This window comes from Aquicoccus sp., assembly GCF_041686535.1.
Taxonomy (GTDB): domain Bacteria; phylum Pseudomonadota; class Alphaproteobacteria; order Rhodobacterales; family Rhodobacteraceae; genus Aquicoccus.
Genome location: NZ_JAWLDS010000012.1, coordinates 21038 through 40914 on the forward strand (window position 1 = coordinate 21038; position 19877 = coordinate 40914).

Genomic DNA, 19877 nt, shown 5'->3' on the forward strand with positions numbered 1-19877 from the left:
GCAGCCGGGCGGCAGCCGGGAGTCACCCCCCGAAACTGGCGTAATATGTGCCGTTAACCGCAGCGAACGGTGGGGTCAGTCGAAGGCCGCTTCCAGGGCGATCTCCACCATGTCGCCAAAGCTGCGCTCGCGCTCGGCGCTGGAGAGCGCTTCCTGGCGCAAGAGGTGGTCCGAGACGGTCAGCACCGCCAAGGCCCGCACCCCGAACCGCGCCGAGACGGTGTAAAGTTCAGCCGCTTCCATCTCGACCGCAAGGAGACCGTGGCGCGTCATTTCTTCATTGAGATCAGGACGTTCGTCATAGAACGCATCCGCCGAATAGATGCCGCCTACATGCGGCGACACCCCCCGGGCCCGCGCTGCCGCGACCGCGCGTTCCAGCAGGCCATGATCGGCGCAGGGAGCGAATTGCAGCTCTCGGAAAATACCGCGCGACGGTGTCGAAATGCTGCTCGCCGTCATCGCGATCACCAGGTCGTGGAGGTTCACACTGTCCTGCATCGCCCCGCAAGAGCCGATGCGGATCAGCGTTTTCGCCCCGAAATCGCGGATCAGCTCATTGGCATAGATCGACAGGCTCGGCATCCCCATGCCCGACCCCTGAATGGTAACGCGCTGGCCCCGCCAGGTTCCGGTCAACCCCAGCATCCCCCGGGTTTCATTGACAGTTTTGGGGTCGTCCAGAAACCTCTCGGCGGCCCATTTGGCGCGCAACGGATCGCCTGGCATGAGAACGGTCTCGGCGATCTCGCCCGGTTTCGCACCGATATGGATGGTCATGCGGCGCTTACCTCTGGTACTTGATGAATGGCGTGAGGGTGGCGATCCGGTCGTAAAGCCGCCGCGCCGTTTCGTTGAAATCCTGCGTCATCCAATAGACCGAAGGGGTGTCATTGGCATCTGCCGCGGCATAGACCGCCTCGATCAGCTTGCGTCCGACACCGGTTCCGCGCACATCCGGGTCAGCGTACAGATCTTGCAGATAACACACATCTTCGACCCGCCAATTGTGCGGATGGAAAATGTAGTGCACGAGCCCCACCGCGCGCCCGTCCTGCCGCGCGATCAGCCCGTTCTGAGGTGGATGATCGGGGTCGCAAAGGCGGGCGAAAGTCGTCTGGTAAACTTCTTCCGGGACTGCGGTTTCGTAAAATTCCAGATACCCGGTCCAGAGACGGCGCCAATCGTGCTCGTCGGCGGGGCTCAGGGGGCTGATGACGGTGTCCATGGCGGTTCTCCACGTTATGTCGCTTCACTTTGCCCACCGGGTGGTGCGGGAGCAATGGTCAAAGGCAGATGGCGATGGGCATTTTTCCGCCTGCCTGTTTGAATTTCCCGTTCCGATGCTCCAACTCTGTCCTGTCCCCAAGCCGGGGAGACATGCGCAAAAATGGAGAAGACTGTTGAAACTCAAACCGAAATTCCTGACTGCCATCGCCGCCATCGCGCTTGGTTTTTCCACGCCGGTCGTTGCCCAACAAAGCGAAGTGCCGAGCATCGCCGCCGAAGACGTCACCGAGACGCAGGTGAACGCTTTTGTTGATGCAGCGCTCGCGGTGCAGGATGTGCAGAACGAGTACATGCCCAAGATTCAAGCCACCGAGGATGAGACCGAGCGTAACGAGATCATCGAGGAAGCCAATACGGCAGCAGCCGCCGCCGTCGAGTCGGTGGAGGAGTTGACGATCGACGACTATCTGGCCATCTCGGAAGCCGCCCGGCAGGATGAGGATCTGAATGCTCGGATCATGGCGCGGCTTCAATCCGAGCAGGAAGAGTAAGCCGTAGCGCAGCGGCCGTTTTCGAATTTTCAAAGGGCAGCAACATAGTAGCTGCCCTTTGAAACAGTATCCTACTCGGCTGCGATTTCCTTGGGATCAGCCAAGCTCACGATATCCATCATTATGGTGTTGAGCTCGAAATCCTTGGGGGTATAGACCTGCGCGATGCCGAGATCGCGCAGGGTTTTCGCGTCTTCTGCGGGAATTATCCCCCCTACGATCACCGGCACATGCCCAAGACCCGCATCGCGCAAGCGGTTCAGCGTATCTTCGACGAGGGGCATGTGGCTGCCTGACAGAATCGACAGACCGATCACATGAGCGGCGCTCTCCTTTGCCGCGTCGACGATCTCTTCGGGGGTCAGCCGGATACCTTCGTACTCGATATCCATCCCGCAATCGCGGGCGCGAAAGGCGATTTGTTCGGCGCCGTTGGAATGACCATCAAGCCCCGGTTTGCCGACCAGAAACTTGAGCCGGCGTCCGAGACGGTCGCTCACGGTGTCCACCGCCGCGCGAATGTCGTCGAGTCCCTCGGTCTTGTTCGAAACCGCCCGCGAAACGCCTGTGGGGCCACGGTATTCGCCGAAAACCTCGCGCATGACTTCGGCCCACTCACCGGTCGTGACGCCGGCCTTGGCCGCGGTGATCGACGGTTCCATGATATTCGCCCCGCTTGTGGCGGCAGAACGCAGGTCGGCCAATGCCTGCTCTACGGCGGCGGTGTCGCGAGCGGCGCGCCAGTCATCGAGCCGCTCGATCTGTTCTGCCTCGACCGCTGGATCAACCGTCAGGATACCACCCTCGCCACTCGTAAGGGGGCTGGGTTCGCCCTCTATCCATTTGTTGACCCCGACGACCACGGTTTCACCGGCTTCGATCCGGTTCAATCGTTCGGCATTGGAGTCGACGAGACGGGCCTTCATGTACTCGATCGCGGCCACCGCGCCGCCCATCCCGTCGAGTGTTTCAAGCTCATGTCGTGTGCCCTCTTTCAACGCGGCGACCCTGGCATCGACTGCCGGGTTGTTGTCGAACAGGTCGTCGTATTCGAGAAGATCGGTTTCATAGGCCATGATCTGCTGCATCCGCATTGACCATTGCTGATCCCATGGGCGCGGCAGGCCAAGCGCCTCGTTCCAGGCCGGAAGTTGTACCGCGCGGGCACGGGCCTTTTTCGACAGGGTCACGGCCAGCATCTCGATGAGGATGCGGTAGACATTGTTTTCCGGCTGTTGCTCGGTCAGGCCAAGGCTGTTGACCTGGACACCATAGCGGAAGCGGCGGAATTTCGGGTTTTCGACGCCGTAACGGTCAAGCAGGATCTCGTCCCACAGGTCGACAAAGGCGCGCATCTTGCACATTTCGGTGACGAACCGGATGCCGGCATTGACGAAAAAGGAAATCCGTCCGCAGAGCGCCGGGAAATCCTCGGGTGGAACGCGTGGTTTCAACTCGTCGAGAACGGCAATCGCGGTGGCCAGCGCAAAAGCCAGTTCCTGCTCGGGCGTGGCTCCGGCCTCTTGCAGGTGATAGGAACACACGTTCATCGGGTTCCATTTCGGCACGTTTGCATAGCAGTATTCCGCGACGTCACCGATGAGTTTCAGCGATGGTTTCGGCGGGCAGACATACGTGCCGCGGCTTAGGTATTCCTTAATGATATCGTTTTGTACTGTGCCTTGCAGCTTGGTCACGTCCGCGCCCTGTTCCTCGGCCACCGCGATGTAAAGTGCCAACAGCCATGGTGCGGTCGCGTTGATCGTCATCGAGGTGTTCATCTGATCGAGAGGGATCTGATCGAACAGCGTGCGCATGTCGCCAAGATGGCAGATTGGAACGCCGACCTTGCCGACCTCACCCCGGGCCAAAACGTGGTCGCTGTCATATCCTGTCTGGGTCGGCAGGTCGAAGGCCACCGAAAGCCCGGTCTGGCCCTTGGCGAGGTTGCCCCGGTAGAGCGCGTTCGAGGCTTTGGCGGTCGAATGGCCGGAATAAGTGCGGATAAGCCACGGACGATCGGCCTGGCGATCGGACCTGCTGGTCTGGCGGTCTTCGTGTGTCTTCGACATGGGTGGCCTCGTGAATCGGGTGGGCAATTTTGTTGCGTCCTGATGTTGATACTTGGAACTTTGTGGCGCTGTCAATTCGCTGCGTCGCGGCATGGGGTGATTTACCCTTGGTGAAAACCCTGCCACGGTGTGCCGATGACAAGCTCCGTAACCATGCCGCTCTGGCTCTTGATCGTGATTCTCGGCTTCGCGGCGGTCACCTTCGCGTCGCATTTCCTGTTTCCTTCCGTGCGCTGGTTCTTCCGCCTGCGCATGGAAAGGGTCGTCGCGCGCCTGAACGAACGGCTGGAGCGGCCGATCCAGCCATTCAAGCTGGCGCGTCGCCATGACATGATTCAACGTCTCATTTATGATCCCGAGGTTTCAAAGGCCATCATCGAACATGCCCGCCGCGAGGGCGTGCCCGAGAATGTCGCGTTTCAGAGGGCAAGGGGGTATGCGCGCGAAATCGTTCCGTCCTTCAGTGCATCGCTCTATTTCGGTCTGGCCATCAAGCTGGCAAGACTGATCAGCACCTCGCTTTACCATGTCCGGCTCGGGCACCATGCCGAAGATCACCTCAAGGCGATTGACCCCGAAGCCACTGTGGTCTTCGTGATGAATCATAGATCGAACATGGACTATGTCCTCGTCACCTACCTGGCCGCCGAGCGCAGCGCGCTGTCCTATGCCGTTGGCGAATGGGCGCAGGTTTGGCCTCTGAGCCGCCTGATCAAGGCGATGGGCGCCTATTTTATCCGGCGCAAGTCGCGCAATGCCCTCTATCACAAGGTGCTGGAGCGTTATATTCGCCTGGCAACGGACGCTGGGGTGATGCAGGCCGTGTTTCCCGAAGGTGGCTTGTCGCTTGACGGGGCATTGGCCGAGCCCAAGCTTGGAATATTGAAATACATCGTCGAAGGGCATGATCTGTCATCGCGCGATGTCGTTTTCGTGCCAGTGGCAATCAATTACGATCGTGTTTTCGAAGATCGAATCCTCGTGAAGGCGGAACAGATCGGCACGCGGCGCTTTCGGGCAAGAATTTCGGTTATTCTTCGGTTTCTGTTCAAGCAGGCCTGGCTTCGGCTGCGGGGCCGCTATCATCGGTTCGGCTATGCGGGAGTGAGTTTCGGGCCGCCTGTGAACCTGCGCAGGTTTCTTGAGGACGAACCCAATAACACGATTCAGAAACTTGCCCGGCAGCTGATGTGGCGGATCGGAAAAGAGATCCCGGTGCTGCCCGTTCCGCTGGTGGCGTCGGCGTTGCTTGTCGCGTCCGCTCCGCTGGATCGCCCGGCACTGGAAAAACGCGTCAATGATATTGTGGCTCGATTGCCTGAGGCGCATTTGTATTTGCCCCGCAACGATCTGTCATATGCCGTGGAAGTGGGAGTGCGAAATCTCCTTGGCCGTGAACTGGTGGAGGAAAATGAGGGCCGGTTCACGGTGACGCAGGAAGGACGGGCGCTTGTCGCCTTCTATGCGGCCTCGATCGAACATCTTTTCGAAAAGCCGCGTCACGGCGATTTTTCTGCGGCTGCGAGGTTATAAAATTTCAATATGCGGCGCTTGGGGATTGCATTGTTGCGTGATGCTCGATATCTCGTCTTGAACAGCCGCGATTCTGCGCTGCGGCACAGTTGCAAGGGAGCATGACATGGCACTGGATACGGATATCGGGATCGCCTCCTATGACGCGCCTGAGAAAGATCTCTACGAAATCGGGGAAATGCCGCCGCTGGGACATGTTCCCAAGCAGATGTATGCATGGGCGATCCGCCGTGAGCGGCATGGCGAGCCGGACAAGTCGTTTCAGGTCGAAGTCGTGGATACCTGGGAGATCGACAGTCACGAAGTGCTGGTTCTCGTGATGGCCGCAGGTGTGAACTACAACGGTGTCTGGGCTGGCCTCGGTGTGCCGATCAGCCCGTTCGATGGTCACAGGCAACCCTATCATATCGCGGGGTCCGATGCCTCGGGTATTGTCTGGAAGGTCGGTGACAAGGTGAAAACCTGGAAAGTCGGTGACGAGGTGGTCATTCACTGTAACCAGGATGACGGCGACGATGAGGAATGCAACGGTGGCGACCCGATGTTTTCGCCCACCCAGCGGATCTGGGGATATGAGACTCATGACGGTTCGTTCGCGCAATTCACTCGTGTGCAGGCTCAACAGCTCCTGCCGCGCCCCAAGCATCTGACCTGGGAGGAGTCGGCTTGCTACACGCTGACCCTAGCCACGGCCTACCGGATGCTCTTCGGGCATCACCCGCATGAACTCAAGCCCGGGCAGAACGTGCTGGTATGGGGTGCGTCGGGCGGGCTTGGATCCTATGCGATCCAGTTGATCAACGCGGCTGGTGGTAACGCGATCGGCGTGATCTCCGACGAGGACAAGCGCGACTTTGTCATGGATCTCGGCGCCAAGGGCGTGATCAACCGCAAGGATTTCAACTGCTGGGGGCAGCTTCCGACGGTCAACACCGAGGAATACAAGCAGTGGTTCAACGAGGTTCGCAAGTTCGGCAAGGCGATCTGGGATATCACGGGCAAGGGCAACAATGTCGATATCGTCTTCGAGCACCCGGGCGAGGCGACGTTTCCCGTCTCGACCTTCGTTTGCAAGAAGGGTGGAATGGTCGTGATCTGTGCCGGGACCACCGGTTTCAATTGCACCTTTGATGTCCGCTATGTCTGGATGCATCAGAAGCGCCTGCAGGGTTCGCATTTCGCGCATCTCAAGCAGGCAGCATCTGCCAACCGTCTCATGGTCGAGCGGCGTCTTGATCCTTGCATGTCGGAAGTGTTCCCCTGGAACGAGATTCCGCATGCACATATCAAGATGATGCGAAACGAACACAAGCCCGGCAACATGGCGGTCCTCGTTCAAGCGCCGACGACCGGGCTTCGCACGGTGGAAGATGTGGTTGCGGCGGGCAAGTCCTGACTTTGGAAGGTAACGAGAATCGCCCATGCGGAACACGCGTTGTGCATGGGCGATCCGCGTTTCGGCGTTGGGACTCGCGCCAGCCCGGTGCATTGCCTATTACGACCCCGCAATCCCCAGAAATGTCGGAGATTATAATGCCCCTGTGATCTGACCGGTGCCTTGGACCCGGGCGAAAACGGGGCACTTGCTCTGCGAGCAAAGGCGCCATGTTGTGAATGGTGAGGCCGCTCGATAATGTCTGCGCATGAATTCGCCCAGTCCGACCTTTTCCCATGATCAGGCAGATGCCTTTGACCGCATTGCGCAAGCCTTGTGCGAAATGGGTATCGATCTTGAAGATTGCATTCTGACACCGCCGCGTGATGGCAAGGGCGCGGTACTGGCCATCGTTGGCAAGGCCGGTTCGGGCAAGACACTTCTCCTGGCCGAACTGTTCAAGGCGATGGAGAACTGTGGCGTGGAAGTGGTTTCCGGCGACTATGAAAGCCGCCGCCGCAAGGATCGCCGCACATTGGCCGTGTTGGCCCCGACGAACAAGGCTGCCAGCGTATTGCGGACACGGCGTGTGCCTGCGACCACAATCCATCGCATCCTTTACACGCCCGTCTATGACCCGGAATATGAGCGCATCGCGGAATGGTTGGCTGGAGAGGGTGAGCGCCCCGATATAGAGGGGTTGACTGAGATTGCGCTCGAACGGGCGGCGGCTTTTTTCAAGACACACCGTTCCATTCCCGGGGCCCTAGCGGCGGCTGGATTGCGTGGCTCGGACTTCATTACCGGCTGGAAACGTCGCGAAGAGCCGCTCGATGTTGGGTTCGTTGACGAGGCCTCGATGCTCGATGACCGACAATTCGACGACCTGCGCGAAATCTTCCCGATGCTGGTGCTGTTCGGTGATCCTGCGCAGCTCGCACCGGTCAATCAGTCCGGCACGATGGTCTTCGACAAGCTTGATGATGATGCGAAACTGATCTTGCATCGCGTTCACCGTCAGGACGCCGACAATCCGATCCTCGATCTCGCGCATGCACTATCCGACCCTGACTTGGGTTTCGAAGACTTTGAAACCATGATCGAGGAGACCGCGCGTCGCGATGATCGCGTTGTCTGGGGGCAGCGCGTCGAAGTTGACCTGATGGCGCGGAGCCCGGTGTTGGTGTGGCGCAATGCGACCCGAATTCGCCTCATCAATGCATTTCGGCGGGTGCATGATGCGCCGGAAATGGAATTGCTGCCGGGCGAACCGCTGATTTGTGACGGTCTCGAGCTTCCGCTGAAGCATCGCAAAAAGCGGCTCGACCTGGAGGCGCGCGGACTGATCAAGGGGGCGCAGGTTATCTATTTGGGGCCCGGACGTAAGGCCGGATTTTCCCGCTTGCATGTGATCGGAGCACCTGATCCGCAAGTATCGGCCGCGTCAATCGTGAAGATTGAAAAACCGGACGAGGAAGAGCCGTTCATTCCCTTCGCTGCCCGAATGGGAGCGACCTTTCTGCACGGGGCCGCGGTCACGATCCACAAGGCGCAGGGCTCGCAATGGGAGAACGTGCAGGTCTTCGCCCCTGATTTATATGCAGCGGCGCGCATGGGGCGTATGGAGGCGGGGCAACCGCTCTGGAAACGCCTTGCCTATGTCGCGATCACGCGGGCACAAGAACGGCTTTTCTGGGTGGTGCGGAACCGCCTGTCGAAGCCGACCGAGCAGTTAAGGACCGACGATCTTGCCGTTCCCGTTGTGCCGCTTGAGCTGGAAGGAACAGACATATGAAATCGATCCTGATCACCGGCGCAAGCGCCGGAATAGGGCGTGCCACAGCTCGTCGCTTTCTTGCAGAGGGCTGGTATGTAGGGTTGATGGCACGGCGCCGCGATGCGCTGGAGGATGTGGCCGAGGGGTTCGAGAATGCGGTGACGCTGCCCGGTGATGTGGTTTCTGAAGCCAATGTGGATGCAGCTGTTTCAGCCTTTCTTGAGCGCGCGGGACGGTTCGATGTCCTCTTCAACAATGCCGGGATGTTCGGTCCGGCCAGCCTGATTGACGAAATCGGATTGGACGAGTGGCGCACAGTGGTGGATGTGAATCTCAACGGCATGTTTCTTATGGCGCGCGCGGCATTTCGCGCCATGCGGGCGCAAGCTCCCCAGGGCGGTCGGATCATCAACAACGGTTCGATTTCGGCGCATGCGCCGCGTGACAGGTCGATTGCCTATACGACGACGAAACACGCGATCACGGGCATGACCAAGTCGTTGTCGCTCGATGGGCGGGCTTTCGATATCGCCTGCGGTCAAATCGACATAGGCAACGCGCGAACCGAACTTCTCGAAGGGTTGATCCGCCGCAATCCCGAAAATCCGCCGCCGGTGATGGACGTGTCACATGTCGCGGATGCCGTCTTTCAGATGTCCACGCTGCCGCCGGAAGCAAATGTGCAGTTCATGACGATGATGGCGACAAAGATGCCTTTCATCGGACGTGGGTGACTGGGGAAGCGGCAGGTCAAGCTCGACGAAAAATCCTGAAAGCTGCCGAAGCGCCCCAACCGGCCGCGATGGCAATTGCGAGCGAAAGCAATCCATAGATGACGGGTTGTTCCCGCGACAGGTTGAACAGGAAGCGTTCCAGCCCAACTTTGCGCACGTTGATCACAGTTTCATAATCCGCAACAACAGTTCGGTCCCTCAACAGGAATACACGCGTCTTGTAATCGCCCTCGGTAAGGTTTGAGGGCAGGGAGATTGATGTTCTGAACAATGTCTGCTGATCGACGCGGACGGCGTTTTCCAGGAACTGGTACAGGCCGTTCTTGCTTCGAATTCGGATCAGGGCGTCGGAAAAGGCGTCGGCGTCCATGATATGGCCAGGCGCCCCGACAAACCGGATCGAGCGCGGGATCGAAACATGATGCCGCATGTCATCAGAGTCGGAGATGATTTCATTGAAGGGGCCGCTGGTCGCCACTGCATAAAAAGCAGGAGCCGAGTCAATTTCAAGCGCATCGGTATTGATCCAGATGCCGTACCGTTTTTCCTTGCGGCGGACAGTTACGGGAAGGGATGGACCTTCGATCGTGACAATCACATCCAGAGGCTGGTCCGCCGGGGGCAGGCTCTCACGCTTGACGGCCCCGAAAATCAGGATCTCCGATCCATCAAAATTGGCGGTGATCGCAACCCGGTTTTGGCTCAATCCCAGAACGACCTCTTCACCAGCATCGGCTGCCGTGAAAGGCAGCAACAGAAGGAAAAAGGCAAGGAGACGGCGCATCAATGACCCCCTGCCGCGCCAAGGGAATAAAGCTCTGCAGGTTGCAAGAGCAGTTCCAGCGCGAGTTTCGCACAAACGACAAGCACCATCATGGCCAGAAGGACACGCAATTGCTCGGCTTTCATGTGAACGCCGATACGTGTGCCGATCTGGGCGCCAATCACGCCGCCGATCAGAAGCAAGACGGCCAGTGCCATGTCGACCGTGTAGTTGGTGGTCGCATGCAGCATCGTTGTGAATGCGGTCACAAAAATGATCTGGAACAACGAGGTTCCAACCACCACCTTGGTCGGCATGCCGAGCAGATAGATCATCGCCGGAACCATGATGAACCCGCCGCCCACGCCCATGATCGCCGCGAGGACGCCGACGGACAGCCCGATCAGGAGCGGCGGTATCACCGAGATATAGAGGCCCGAGGCGCGAAAGCGCATCTTGAAGGGCAGGCTGTGCACCCAGTTGCGTTGCCGGCGTCTGGGCGCCGTCGCGGCTCCTGCCTTCCGCGAGCGACGGATCGCATTGACGCTCTCGATGAACATCAAACCACCCACCACACCAAGAAAAACGACGTAGGACAGCTTGACCAGAAGCTCGACCTGGCCCAGCGCCTTAAGGTAATTGAACAGCAAGACACCTAAAGCGGCACCGACGAGGCCACCGATCAGCAGCACAGTACCCATCTTGAGATCGACGGTCTTTCGCTTGAGATGGGCCAGCACACCCGAGAATGACGAGGCGACGATCTGATTGGCTTCGGTTGCAACCGCAACGGCGGGTGGGATGCCGATGAAGAACAGGAGCGGTGTCATCAAGAAGCCGCCACCCACCCCGAACATGCCCGACAAGATGCCAACGATCCCGCCAAGACCAAGCAGGAGAAACGCGTTGACCGACACTTCGGCAATGGGGAGATAGATTTGCATGGTCGTAGCTAGCGCGGGAGAGATCGGCAATGCAAGGAGGCGAATGCGGCTTTGCAGCACGTTAGGTCAAATTATCCACGAGTCGGCGTGCATTTCTGTTCGAGTTCACGGCTCGTTCATGTGGGGCCGGCCGCCGGCTTCGGGTGGAGCCGCCCTGCCAACACGCGCGGTGAGAATCACTTTGGCCAGGTTTGTTGGCAGCACCTGTAAGAAGGGCTGGTGGTCAGTTCCCGATGCGCTTCTCCATGATCAACGCATCACTATGCCGGCCGTCCTGATAGGAATAGTAGGTGCTGCGTCTTGCAATCAGGATGTAGCCGCAGGTCTTGTAAAGCCTGTGTGCCGCCGTGTTCTCGGCGGACACTTCCAGAAAAGTGCGGGTTGCGCCGCGTGTTCTGGCCATGTCCTCGAACCGTTTCAGACAGGTGCGGGCCTGTCCTTGCCGGCGCGCGCCGGGATCGGTTGCCAAGGTCAGCAATTCGGCTTCATCCGCGATTACACGCCCAAGCGCAAAGGCGTTTTCGGTCGTGGTCAGGAACACATGATCGCTTGAAAGCAGTTCAGAAAATTCATGCGCGCGCCATCCGCGTTGGTCGGCAAAGGCACGCTGGTGAATCTCGGCGAGCGTCTCAGGCGTCATCTAGGAGTTCGGGTGCAGCATCGCGGGCAGGCGCGGCATCAGCAGGGCGGATGTAGAGGGGGGCCGGGAGCGTCGTGTTCGTCTCGATGCGGTTGGCCGCGATTCGCGCGATGGCCTCGACGCAGGCGAGGGTCGGTTCGGACACCACGCCAGACAGGCGTGCGGCGCATTCTTCTGCATGGGCGCCGATCCATCGTTGGTTCAGATACCCGGACCTGGTGTCGATCTCGTCCAACATGCTCAGCTTCGGCGGGGCCGCCCCGGACTCTTCGAAACGCTGGAGATAGAATTGACCGCGCGGCGCATCGACAAGGGTGATGCAGGGGCGTGGTTGACCAAAGGCAAGCGTATCGAACCGGGTGACTCCGATGGCGGGGATGCCAAGCGCCAGCGCAAGGCCGCGTGCCGTGGCGACCGAGATGCGAATACCGGTGAAGTTTCCCGGTCCGGTTCCGACGCCGATCGCGCTCAGATCGTTCCAGCCGAGCCCGGCCTCCGTCAGAGTTTCGTCAAGCAAGGGCATGAGGCGCTCTGCCTGGCCGCGGCCCATGTTTTCCTCGCGCAAGGATCGAAGCGAATGGTCTGACAGCAAAGCGGCGGCGCAATGCGCCGCCGATGTGTCAAAGGCCAGAATATGCGTGTTAGACCCCAATCGGGCGCACCTCGGTCACCTCGGGGATATAGTGCCGCAACAGGTTCTCGATTCCCATCTTGAGCGTCAGGGTAGACGAGGGGCAACCGGCGCAAGCGCCTTGCATGTGGAGATACACGACCCCTTTTTCAAACCCGTGAAAGGTGATGTCGCCACCATCCTGCGCCACGGCCGGGCGCACACGTGTATCGAGCAACACCTTGATCTGATCTATGATTCCGCTGTCCGGCCCATCGTTTTCGGCATGTCCGCTGGTACTTTGGGCCCCATCTGCCATGACGGGCGCACCGGACTGGAAATGCTCCATGATCGCGCCGAGGATGGCCGGCTTGACGTGATCCCATTCAACGTCGTCGGTCTTGGTCACGGTCACGAAATCGTTTCCCAGAAACACCCCCTTGACCCCGTCGATGCCAAACACGCGAGCGGCCAGTGGCGAGACGTTTACGTCAACGGCTGCCGGAAAGTCGGCGGTGCCACTTTCCATCACGGTCTGACCTGGCAGGAACTTGAGCGTGGCCGGGTTGGGCGTGGACTCGGTTTGAATGAACATATCTGGCACACCTTTTCGTTTCACTTCATGATATGCGCGTCTTGCATCGTGAAGTCAAGGTTTGGAACGATTCTAAAGTTTCAGGTGATCGCCTCGAGCCGTTCGCGCGACATGTCTCCGGGGACGATGGTAATCGGAATGCTCAGGTTGCCTGATGAACGGGTGAGTTCCGTCACAAGTGGGCCCGGACCCTTCTTGTCGACCCCGGCGCCCAGAACGAGCACCCCGATTGCGGAATCGTCCCTGATCTGGGCTAGGATCTCAGTCATGGGATCGCCTTCGCGGATCACGAGTTCGGGGTCGACATTCTGCTTGTCCCGCATCCATTTGGCGAAGACCTCGAAATGTGCCTCGATCCTCTCGCGGGCCTCTTCGCGCATCAGATCGCCGACGCCGATCCAGTGGTTGAATTCTTCCGGCGGTATGACGGCGAGCACCTCGACCCCGCCGCCGGTCTTGGCGGCGCGCATGGCCGCGAAGCGCATGGCGTTGAGGCATTCACGACTGTCATCGAGGACGACGAGGAATTTCCGCATTCGGTTTTCTCCTGTCACTGGGGCCGGTCCTGTTACGGGCCTTTGGTTCATTCTAGCCGTTCGACGCGGCCCAGTCCCAATAAAGTTCGCGCACCCGGCGAGCGACAGGACCAACCTGGTATTGCGTGTCGTCAAAGGCCGTGACCGGCGTGACCTTGGACATGTTGCCCGAGAGGAAGACCTCGTCGGCGTCGTGGAAATCCTCGAAGGTGAGCACGGTCTCATGGACCTTGATGCCCTCGCCCGCGAGGTTCGAGATATGGCGCCCCCGGGTGATGCCGGACAGGAAGGTACCGTTCGGGATCGGGGTAAAGATCTCGCCATCCTTGACCATGAACACGTTGGCGGTCGCGGTTTCGGCCACGTTGCCCATGGCGTCGGCGACAAGCGCATTGCCAAAGCCCTTGGACTTCGCCTCTTTGAGCATCCGGGCGTTGTTGGGATAGAGGCAGCCCGCCTTGGCGTTCACCACCGCATCGTCGAGCACCGGGCGGCGGAAACGGGTGCGGGTGAGCGTGGTGGTGGCGCCCGGATCGGCCATCGGGATCACTTCGAGGCAGACGCAAAACCCGGTGTCATCGGGTTTGGGTGCGATCGCGCTTGTGGTCATGTCGCCGTCGATCCCCCAATACATCGGGCGAATATAGACGGCTTCGGATTTGTCATACATCTCAAGACCTTCGCGGATGATTTCGACCATCCGGCCGGCATCAATGGTCGGGGTGAGCATCAACGCCGCGGCCGAGCGGTTGACCCGGGAGCAATGGGCATCGAGATCGGGCGCGAGCCCGTTGAAATACCGCGCGCCGTCGAACACCGTGGTTCCGAGCCACGATCCGTGATCGGCGGATGTCATGACTGGCACTTCGCCCTCGTGCCATGTGCCGTTGAAATAGGTTCGGATATTGCTGCCAACTGCCATTTGTCTTGTCTCCTCACTTGGGCGTGAGGTTATGGCGCGGGGGCGGGGGCGTAAAGGGGGCAGATGGGTGGCGTGACAGAATGTGCCCCCGGAATCGTTAACGAATGGTTAACGCACCATGCCGACAATGTCGTAGGTGCGGTCCAGGATCGGCGCGGCAATCGCGCGGGCACGGGCGGCGCCATTATGCAGTATACGGTCGATCTCGGCCTTGTCCTGCATCAACCGGGCCATTTCAGACGAGATCGGGGCCAGTTTCGCGACCGCGAGATCGGCCAGCATCGGCTTGAACTCGGAAAACTGTTTTCCGCCCTGATCGCTCAGCACCGCATCGACGCCCTGTTCGGACAATGCCGCATAAATATTAACAAGGTTGCGCGCCTCCGGGCGGTCATCGAGCCCCTTGGCCTCGGAGGGCAGGGCGTCGGGATCGGTCTTGGCCTTGCGGATCTTGCGCGCGATCGTGTCGGCGTCGTCGGTCATGTTGATGCGGCTGGCATCAGAGGTGTCGGATTTCGACATTTTCTTCGATCCGTCGCGCAAGCTCATCACCCGCGTCGCCGCCCCTTCGATCACCGGTTCGGTGATCGGGAAGAAATCGACGCCGTAATCGTGGTTGAACTTGATCGCGATGTCGCGGGTCAGTTCGAGATGCTGCTTCTGGTCCTCGCCCACGGGAACGTGGGTGGCGTGATAGGCAAGGATGTCTGCGGCCATGAGCGACGGATAGGCGAAGAGCCCGAGTGAGGCATTCTGCTGGTTCTTGCCGGCCTTGTCCTTCCACTGGGTCATCCGCTGCATCCAGCCCATGCGGGCGACGCAGTTGAAGATCCAGGCGAGCTGGGTATGTTCGGCCACCTGGGACTGGTTGAAAAGAATGGATTTTTCCGGATCGAGTCCGGCCGCGATGAACCCGGCAGCCAGCTCGCGCGTGGCGTTGCGCAGGTCGGCGGGGTCCTGCCAGACGGTGATGGCGTGCAGATCGACCATGCAGTAGATCGACTCGATCCCGTTGTTCTGCATTTCCACGAAGCGTTTGAGCGCGCCGAGATAATTGCCCAGATGCAGGTTGCCCGAGGGCTGAATCCCCGAGAACACCCGGGGCGTGAAACCCGCCCCGCCCGCTGCGTCTGTCATGGCCGTTTCTCCGTCTGGATTTATGGGTGCGGCTGGCTTACCCATGGGGGATGGCGCCGTCAAGGAAGTGAGGCATGAGCAAAGAGTTCAATCCCGGTCCGGTCAACCCCATGCCGCCCGTGGTGGTGGGGCTGTTTCTTGTGATGCTGGGCATCGAGGCAGTCTTGAGCCTTGGAAACATGGGATATATCGGTGGTCCGGGGGCGGTGGGATGGCGCGCGGGTGCGATCCAGACCTATGGTATCAACGGTGCGGTCATTGAGTGGATGCTGGAGCAGGGGGTGTTTCCGGCCGTGCATCTCATGCGGTTCGTGACCTATCTTTTCGTACATGGATCGCTCACGCACATGATCATCGCGGGTGTTCTGCTGCTGGCGCTGGGCAAGTTCGTGGGCGATGTGTTCGCGTGGTGGGCAGTGGTTGTGGTGTTCTTGGGGTCGGGGATCGGCGGGGCGATGATCTGGGCCGTTGTACTCAACGATCCGGGCTATATCTTCGGCGCCTATCCGGGGGTTTACGGGCTGATCGGGGCGTTCAGTTTCATCCTGTGGCTGCGTCTCGGGCAGGCGGGTGAGAACCGGGCGCGGGCCTTTGTGCTGATCGGGTTCCTGATGGTCATCCAGTTGATTTTCGGGCTACTTTTTGGGGCGCGCAGCGATTGGCTGGCCGATCTTGGGGGCTTTGCCTGCGGGTTTCTGCTGTCCTTTCTGGTCAGCCCGGGCGGTTGGCGGAACCTGCGCGCACGGTTGCGCCACCGCTAGCGCAGGGTGCAGCGTTCGGCGGGGTTAACGCGGGTTTTGAGGGAAAATTCGGGGGGGTGATCTTCGGCTGCTGCCCGGCTGCCAGGCGTGCACCGCCGCAATGCAGCGAAAACGCGGGTCACAGGCGTTAACGTGACGCGCGGCGCGGCATCCCTGCCCGGTCACTTCCGGCTTGCGACGGACGGTCGGAAAGCGGTAGACGGGAGGGGACTGCCCCGATCGTCGAGGAGAGACCACATGCCCGCGCGCATCTATCAGCCGAGCCGCAATGCCATGACGTCCGGCACCGCCAAGACCAAGCACTGGGTGCTGGAATTCGCGCCTGCCGAGGCGCGCGACATCGACCCGCTGATGGGCTGGACCTCGTCCGGGGACACGCAGTCGCAGGTGCGGATGAAATTCCCGACCAAGGAAGCGGCGCTGGCCTATGCCGAGTCGAAGGGGATCGACGCGGTGGTCCTGCGTCCGCACAAACGCAAACCCAACATCCGCCCCGGTGGCTATGGCGACAATTTTGCCACCAGCCGTCGTCAGGTCTGGACGCACTGAAGCCGATGCCGACCTGCGCTTGCCTTTGCGGCGCCGAGGCGGCATTCAGTCAAGAGCGGTCCCGTAGCTCAACTGGATAGAGCAGCTGACTTCTAATCAGCAGGTTGGGGGTTCGAGTCCTCCCGGGATCGCCAATGGCTTGGTTGACGAGGAAGGCGACATGGACAGGCTGCCACTCACCGTTGTCGGGGGCTATCTGGGGGCGGGCAAGACCACGCTGATCAACCGGCTCTTGCGCGAGGATCACGGGCTGCGCCTGATGGTGATGGTCAATGATTTCGGATCGGTCAATATCGATGCGGAGCTCTTGAAAAGCGTGGGCGAGGACACGATCGAGCTGACCAATGGCTGCGTGTGCTGCACGATGGGCGCGGATCTCTTCATGGCGCTCGGCGACGTGCTGGACCGCGTGCCGCGCCCCGATCACCTCGTGATCGAGGCGAGCGGGATCGCAGACCCCAAGAAGATCGCCGACGCGGCGCGGGCCGAGCCCGAGATGGAATATGGCGGAATCGCACTTGTCGTGGATGCGGGGAATTTTGCCGCGCTGGCGGCGGATGCACAGATCGGGGCGCAGATTCGCGGGCAGGTCGGCGTGGCGGATCTCCTGCTGGTGTCGAAATGCGGCGCCGAGGTGCCGGGCGCGCTGGCGATGCAGCTTGCCACGATGTCGCCCGCTCCCATCGTGGCGCTGGACGGGCTGGAGGCGGTGGCGCCGCTCTTGCTGGGCGGGATCGAGCCGGGCACGGGGCGCGGGACCGGTGCGGACCATGGCGCCTATGTCACGTGGGGGTATGACAGTGACGAGGTGATGGATCACGAAGCATTGCGCGCGCGGCTCGAGGCGGCGCCGGCGGGACTCTACCGGGTCAAGGGGTTCATGCGTGGACCCGAAGGCGGATTCGAGTTCCACAAGGTCGGCCCTTCGGTCGAGATCACGCGGTTGGAGCAGCCCCCCGCAGTCTCGCGCGTGGTGGGAATCGGGCCGGCGGCGCAGATCAGCGCAGAGGAGATCGCCGCGTGGTGGTCGGACCGTGAAGAGGCTTGACCGGCGGTTACCGGGCAAGATGCTGCGCCTCGACAAGGTGGGAGCGCTCTTAATCCTTGCGTTCAAGGCCCGAACCGCCTAAGACACCCGCGTCGACAAGGCGGGAAACGCCGCGAAACGAAAGAGACGAGCAGGGTCGGGCGGTTTCCGGCCCTCTTTGTTTTGCGCACCGTCTGACCAACGAAACCCCCAAAGACCGGCGGAGACAACCGCGCGGCCGGAAAAGCATCTAAAAGGACTGATACGCCACATGGCTCAAAACGCAACGATGGAGGAATTCGAAGCCCTCCTGAACGAAAGCTTCGAAATGGACACGCCCGAAGAGGGCAGCGTCGTCAAGGGCAAGGTCATCGCGATCGAAGCGGGACAGGCCATCATCGATGTCGGCTACAAGATGGAAGGCCGCGTCGATCTCAAGGAATTTGCAAACCCCGGCGAAGCGCCCGACATTTCCGTCGGTGACGAGGTCGAAGTGTTCCTGCGCGCCGCGGAGAACGCCCGGGGCGAAGCCGTCATCAGCCACGAAATGGCCCGCCGCGAAGCGGCCTGGGACCGGCTGGAGAAAGCCTATGCCGACGAGGAACGGGTCGAGGGTGCGATCTTTGGCCGCGTCAAGGGTGGCTTTACCGTCGATCTCGGCGGAGCCGTGGCCTTCCTGCCTGGCAGCCAGGTCGATGTGCGCCCGGTGCGCGACGCCGGGCCGCTGATGGGTCTGAAACAGCCGTTCCAGATCCTCAAGATGGACCGTCGCCGTGGCAACATCGTGGTCTCGCGCCGTGCCATCCTCGAAGAGAGCCGTGCCGAACAGCGCGCCGAAGTGATCGGCAACCTGACCGAGGGGCAGACCGTGGAAGGTGTTGTCAAGAACATCACCGAATATGGCGCCTTTGTCGATCTGGGCGGTGTCGATGGCCTGTTGCACGTCACCGACATGGCGTGGCGCCGGGTCAACCATCCCAGCGAGATCCTGTCGATCGGCGAGACCATCAAGGTGCAGGTCATCAAGATCAACAAGGAAACCCATCGCATCAGCCTCGGCATGAAGCAGCTGCAGGAAGATCCGTGGGATCTGGTGGGTGCGAAATACCCGCTGGGTTCGGTTCACAAGGGCCGTGTGACCAACATCACCGATTACGGTGCCTTCGTCGAACTGGAACCCGGCATCGAGGGGCTGGTTCATGTCTCGGAAATGAGCTGGACCAAGAAGAACGTGCATCCCGGCAAGATCGTCTCGACCAGCCAGGAAGTCGATGTGATGATCCTCGAGATCGATCCGGCGAAACGTCGCGTGAGCCTTGGCCTCAAGCAGACCATGCGCAACCCGTGGGAAGTGTTCGCCGAAACCCATCCCGAGGGCACCGAAGTCGAGGGCGAGGTCAAGAACATCACCGAATTCGGCCTGTTCATCGGTCTCGAAGGCGATATCGACGGCATGGTTCACCTTTCGGACCTGAGCTGGGACGAGCGCGGCGAGGACGCGATCCAGAACTATCGCAAGGGCGATGTGGTCCAGGCCGTCGTGTCGGAAGTCGATGTCGAGAAAGAGCGCATCTCGCTCAGCATCAAGGCGCTGGGTGGTGACAAGTTCGCCGAGGCCGTGGGCGGCGTGAAGCGCGGCTCGATCATCACCGTCGAGGTGACGGCGATCGAGGATGGCGGCATCGAGGTGGAATACGAGGGCATGAAATCCTTCATCCGCCGTTCGGACCTGTCGCGTGATCGTTCCGAACAACGCCCCGAGCGATTCTCGGTCGGTGACAAGGTCGATGTGCGCGTGACCAACGTGGACAGCAAGACCCGCCGTCTGGGCCTGTCGATCAAGGCGCGCGAGATCGCCGAAGAGAAGGAAGCCGTGGCGCAATACGGCTCGTCCGACTCCGGTGCGAGCCTGGGCGACATCCTGGGCGCGGCTCTCAAGAGCGACGAAAAGTAATCCTGTCGCGAAAACTGCAAGCCGGCCCCGCCACCCCGGTGGGGCCGTTTGTTTTGCCGAATCAAGGGTTTCGCCGCACTGCGGCGCCATGCCTGACGACGGCGTTATCGGTCCGCCCGGGGTGCTGGCGCATGCGGATTTGCCGGTATCGGCGGGTTTTGGCCTGA

General features: G+C 60.5%; 20 protein-coding genes and 1 tRNA gene. 10 read left to right on the top strand and 11 right to left on the bottom strand.

Going from position 1 to position 19877, the window contains the following annotated elements; genetic code table 11:
* Positions 1-75: 75 nt before the first annotated feature.
* Both deoD and ACESL9_RS04760 read right to left on the bottom strand, forming a co-directional pair.
* Complete coding sequence (deoD, locus tag ACESL9_RS04755; protein WP_372674559.1) at positions 76-780, bottom strand: purine-nucleoside phosphorylase; 705 nt, start codon at positions 778-780, stop codon at positions 76-78.
* Between the two features lie 7 nt (positions 781-787).
* Positions 788-1228 carry a GNAT family N-acetyltransferase gene (locus tag ACESL9_RS04760; RefSeq protein WP_372674560.1) on the bottom strand — a complete coding sequence of 147 codons (441 nt, stop codon included), beginning with the start codon at positions 1226-1228 and terminating at the stop codon, positions 788-790.
* On the opposite strand from ACESL9_RS04760, the gene ACESL9_RS04765 reads away from it, so the two are divergent.
* Positions 1227-1781: a DUF4168 domain-containing protein gene (locus ACESL9_RS04765; protein ID WP_372613900.1), complete on the top strand. Its 555-nt coding sequence runs from the start codon at positions 1227-1229 to the stop codon at positions 1779-1781. The genes ACESL9_RS04760 and ACESL9_RS04765 overlap by 2 nt on opposite strands.
* A gap of 71 nt (positions 1782-1852) precedes the next feature.
* Here the strand turns inward: ACESL9_RS04765 and ACESL9_RS04770 are convergent, their stop codons facing one another.
* A complete protein-coding gene (locus tag ACESL9_RS04770) occupies positions 1853-3853 on the bottom strand; it encodes a methylmalonyl-CoA mutase family protein (RefSeq protein ID WP_372613902.1) in 2001 nt (666 codons plus the stop codon).
* 135 nt (positions 3854-3988) lie between these two features.
* Here ACESL9_RS04770 and ACESL9_RS04775 point away from each other — a divergent pair, with 135 nt between their 5' ends.
* From ACESL9_RS04775 to ACESL9_RS04790, 4 genes are all read left to right on the top strand, one after another.
* Positions 3989-5386, top strand: coding sequence for a 1-acyl-sn-glycerol-3-phosphate acyltransferase (locus ACESL9_RS04775; protein ID WP_372613904.1), 1398 nt, complete (start codon positions 3989-3991; stop codon positions 5384-5386).
* 106 nt (positions 5387-5492) lie between these two features.
* On the top strand, positions 5493-6782 hold the full coding sequence (ccrA, locus tag ACESL9_RS04780) for a crotonyl-CoA carboxylase/reductase (protein WP_372613906.1): 1290 nt from the start codon (positions 5493-5495) through the stop codon (positions 6780-6782).
* A gap of 247 nt (positions 6783-7029) precedes the next feature.
* Positions 7030-8556 carry an ATP-dependent RecD-like DNA helicase gene (locus ACESL9_RS04785; protein WP_372674561.1) on the top strand — a complete coding sequence of 509 codons (1527 nt, stop codon included), beginning with the start codon at positions 7030-7032 and terminating at the stop codon, positions 8554-8556.
* Complete coding sequence (locus tag ACESL9_RS04790; protein WP_372613910.1) at positions 8553-9272, top strand: SDR family oxidoreductase; 720 nt, start codon at positions 8553-8555, stop codon at positions 9270-9272. The genes ACESL9_RS04785 and ACESL9_RS04790 overlap by 4 nt, the downstream gene beginning before the upstream one ends.
* A 16-nt stretch (positions 9273-9288) precedes the next feature.
* Here ACESL9_RS04790 and ACESL9_RS04795 read toward each other — a convergent pair whose 3' ends face one another.
* The 8 genes from ACESL9_RS04795 to trpS all read right to left on the bottom strand — a co-directional run bounded on the left by ACESL9_RS04795 (position 9289) and on the right by trpS (position 15419).
* Complete coding sequence (locus ACESL9_RS04795) at positions 9289-10056, bottom strand: TIGR02186 family protein (RefSeq protein ID WP_372613912.1); 768 nt, start codon at positions 10054-10056, stop codon at positions 9289-9291.
* Positions 10056-10979: a sulfite exporter TauE/SafE family protein gene (locus ACESL9_RS04800; RefSeq protein ID WP_372613914.1), complete on the bottom strand. Its 924-nt coding sequence runs from the start codon at positions 10977-10979 to the stop codon at positions 10056-10058. Before ACESL9_RS04800 ends, ACESL9_RS04795 begins: the two co-directional genes overlap by 1 nt.
* 223 nt (positions 10980-11202) lie before the next feature.
* The gene (locus ACESL9_RS04805; RefSeq protein WP_372613916.1) at positions 11203-11619 is read right to left on the bottom strand and encodes a GNAT family N-acetyltransferase; all 417 of its coding nucleotides are present in this window, start codon (positions 11617-11619) and stop codon (positions 11203-11205) included.
* Positions 11609-12271 (bottom strand): tRNA (adenosine(37)-N6)-threonylcarbamoyltransferase complex dimerization subunit type 1 TsaB, encoded by a 663-nt coding sequence (gene tsaB, locus ACESL9_RS04810; protein ID WP_372613918.1) that lies wholly within the window; start codon positions 12269-12271, stop codon positions 11609-11611. Before tsaB ends, ACESL9_RS04805 begins: the two co-directional genes overlap by 11 nt.
* The gene (locus tag ACESL9_RS04815) at positions 12261-12824 is read right to left on the bottom strand and encodes a NifU family protein (protein ID WP_372613920.1); all 564 of its coding nucleotides are present in this window, start codon (positions 12822-12824) and stop codon (positions 12261-12263) included. The genes tsaB and ACESL9_RS04815 overlap by 11 nt, the downstream gene beginning before the upstream one ends.
* An 80-nt stretch (positions 12825-12904) precedes the next feature.
* On the bottom strand, positions 12905-13360 hold the full coding sequence (locus ACESL9_RS04820; RefSeq protein ID WP_372613922.1) for a universal stress protein: 456 nt from the start codon (positions 13358-13360) through the stop codon (positions 12905-12907).
* A gap of 52 nt (positions 13361-13412) precedes the next feature.
* Positions 13413-14282, bottom strand: coding sequence for a branched-chain amino acid aminotransferase (locus ACESL9_RS04825; protein ID WP_372613924.1), 870 nt, complete (start codon positions 14280-14282; stop codon positions 13413-13415).
* A 108-nt stretch (positions 14283-14390) separates the two neighbouring features.
* Positions 14391-15419: a tryptophan--tRNA ligase gene (gene trpS, locus ACESL9_RS04830; RefSeq protein ID WP_372613926.1), complete on the bottom strand. Its 1029-nt coding sequence runs from the start codon at positions 15417-15419 to the stop codon at positions 14391-14393.
* Positions 15420-15493: 74 nt separating this feature from the next.
* Between trpS and ACESL9_RS04835 the strand changes: the two genes are divergently transcribed.
* From ACESL9_RS04835 to rpsA, 5 genes are all read left to right on the top strand, one after another.
* Positions 15494-16180: a rhomboid family intramembrane serine protease gene (locus ACESL9_RS04835; protein WP_372613928.1), complete on the top strand. Its 687-nt coding sequence runs from the start codon at positions 15494-15496 to the stop codon at positions 16178-16180.
* Between the two features lie 237 nt (positions 16181-16417).
* Positions 16418-16729, top strand: coding sequence for an ETC complex I subunit (locus ACESL9_RS04840; protein WP_372613930.1), 312 nt, complete (start codon positions 16418-16420; stop codon positions 16727-16729).
* Positions 16730-16786: 57 nt separating this feature from the next.
* Positions 16787-16863, top strand: a tRNA-Arg gene (locus tag ACESL9_RS04845).
* A 26-nt stretch (positions 16864-16889) separates the two neighbouring features.
* The gene (locus tag ACESL9_RS04850; protein WP_372613932.1) at positions 16890-17777 is read left to right on the top strand and encodes a CobW family GTP-binding protein; all 888 of its coding nucleotides are present in this window, start codon (positions 16890-16892) and stop codon (positions 17775-17777) included.
* Between the two features lie 250 nt (positions 17778-18027).
* Positions 18028-19710 carry a 30S ribosomal protein S1 gene (gene rpsA, locus ACESL9_RS04855; protein WP_372613934.1) on the top strand — a complete coding sequence of 561 codons (1683 nt, stop codon included), beginning with the start codon at positions 18028-18030 and terminating at the stop codon, positions 19708-19710.
* Positions 19711-19877 lie beyond the last annotated feature (167 nt).

Coding starts and splice junctions, on each gene's coding strand:
- deoD (WP_372674559.1), bottom strand. CDS start 780: ATGACCATCCATATCGGTGCGAAACCGGGCGAGATCGCCGAGACCGTT.
- ACESL9_RS04765 (WP_372613900.1), top strand. CDS start 1,227: ATGGCGGTTCTCCACGTTATGTCGCTTCACTTTGCCCACCGGGTGGTG.
- ACESL9_RS04760 (WP_372674560.1), bottom strand. CDS start 1,228: ATGGACACCGTCATCAGCCCCCTGAGCCCCGCCGACGAGCACGATTGG.
- ACESL9_RS04770 (WP_372613902.1), bottom strand. CDS start 3,853: ATGTCGAAGACACACGAAGACCGCCAGACCAGCAGGTCCGATCGCCAG.
- ACESL9_RS04775 (WP_372613904.1), top strand. CDS start 3,989: ATGACAAGCTCCGTAACCATGCCGCTCTGGCTCTTGATCGTGATTCTC.
- ccrA (WP_372613906.1), top strand. CDS start 5,493: ATGGCACTGGATACGGATATCGGGATCGCCTCCTATGACGCGCCTGAG.
- ACESL9_RS04785 (WP_372674561.1), top strand. CDS start 7,030: ATGAATTCGCCCAGTCCGACCTTTTCCCATGATCAGGCAGATGCCTTT.
- ACESL9_RS04790 (WP_372613910.1), top strand. CDS start 8,553: ATGAAATCGATCCTGATCACCGGCGCAAGCGCCGGAATAGGGCGTGCC.
- ACESL9_RS04795 (WP_372613912.1), bottom strand. CDS start 10,056: ATGCGCCGTCTCCTTGCCTTTTTCCTTCTGTTGCTGCCTTTCACGGCA.
- ACESL9_RS04800 (WP_372613914.1), bottom strand. CDS start 10,979: ATGCAAATCTATCTCCCCATTGCCGAAGTGTCGGTCAACGCGTTTCTC.
- ACESL9_RS04805 (WP_372613916.1), bottom strand. CDS start 11,619: ATGACGCCTGAGACGCTCGCCGAGATTCACCAGCGTGCCTTTGCCGAC.
- ACESL9_RS04815 (WP_372613920.1), bottom strand. CDS start 12,824: ATGTTCATTCAAACCGAGTCCACGCCCAACCCGGCCACGCTCAAGTTC.
- ACESL9_RS04820 (WP_372613922.1), bottom strand. CDS start 13,360: ATGCGGAAATTCCTCGTCGTCCTCGATGACAGTCGTGAATGCCTCAAC.
- ACESL9_RS04825 (WP_372613924.1), bottom strand. CDS start 14,282: ATGGCAGTTGGCAGCAATATCCGAACCTATTTCAACGGCACATGGCAC.
- trpS (WP_372613926.1), bottom strand. CDS start 15,419: ATGACAGACGCAGCGGGCGGGGCGGGTTTCACGCCCCGGGTGTTCTCG.
- ACESL9_RS04835 (WP_372613928.1), top strand. CDS start 15,494: ATGAGCAAAGAGTTCAATCCCGGTCCGGTCAACCCCATGCCGCCCGTG.
- ACESL9_RS04840 (WP_372613930.1), top strand. CDS start 16,418: ATGCCCGCGCGCATCTATCAGCCGAGCCGCAATGCCATGACGTCCGGC.
- ACESL9_RS04850 (WP_372613932.1), top strand. CDS start 16,890: ATGGACAGGCTGCCACTCACCGTTGTCGGGGGCTATCTGGGGGCGGGC.
- rpsA (WP_372613934.1), top strand. CDS start 18,028: ATGGCTCAAAACGCAACGATGGAGGAATTCGAAGCCCTCCTGAACGAA.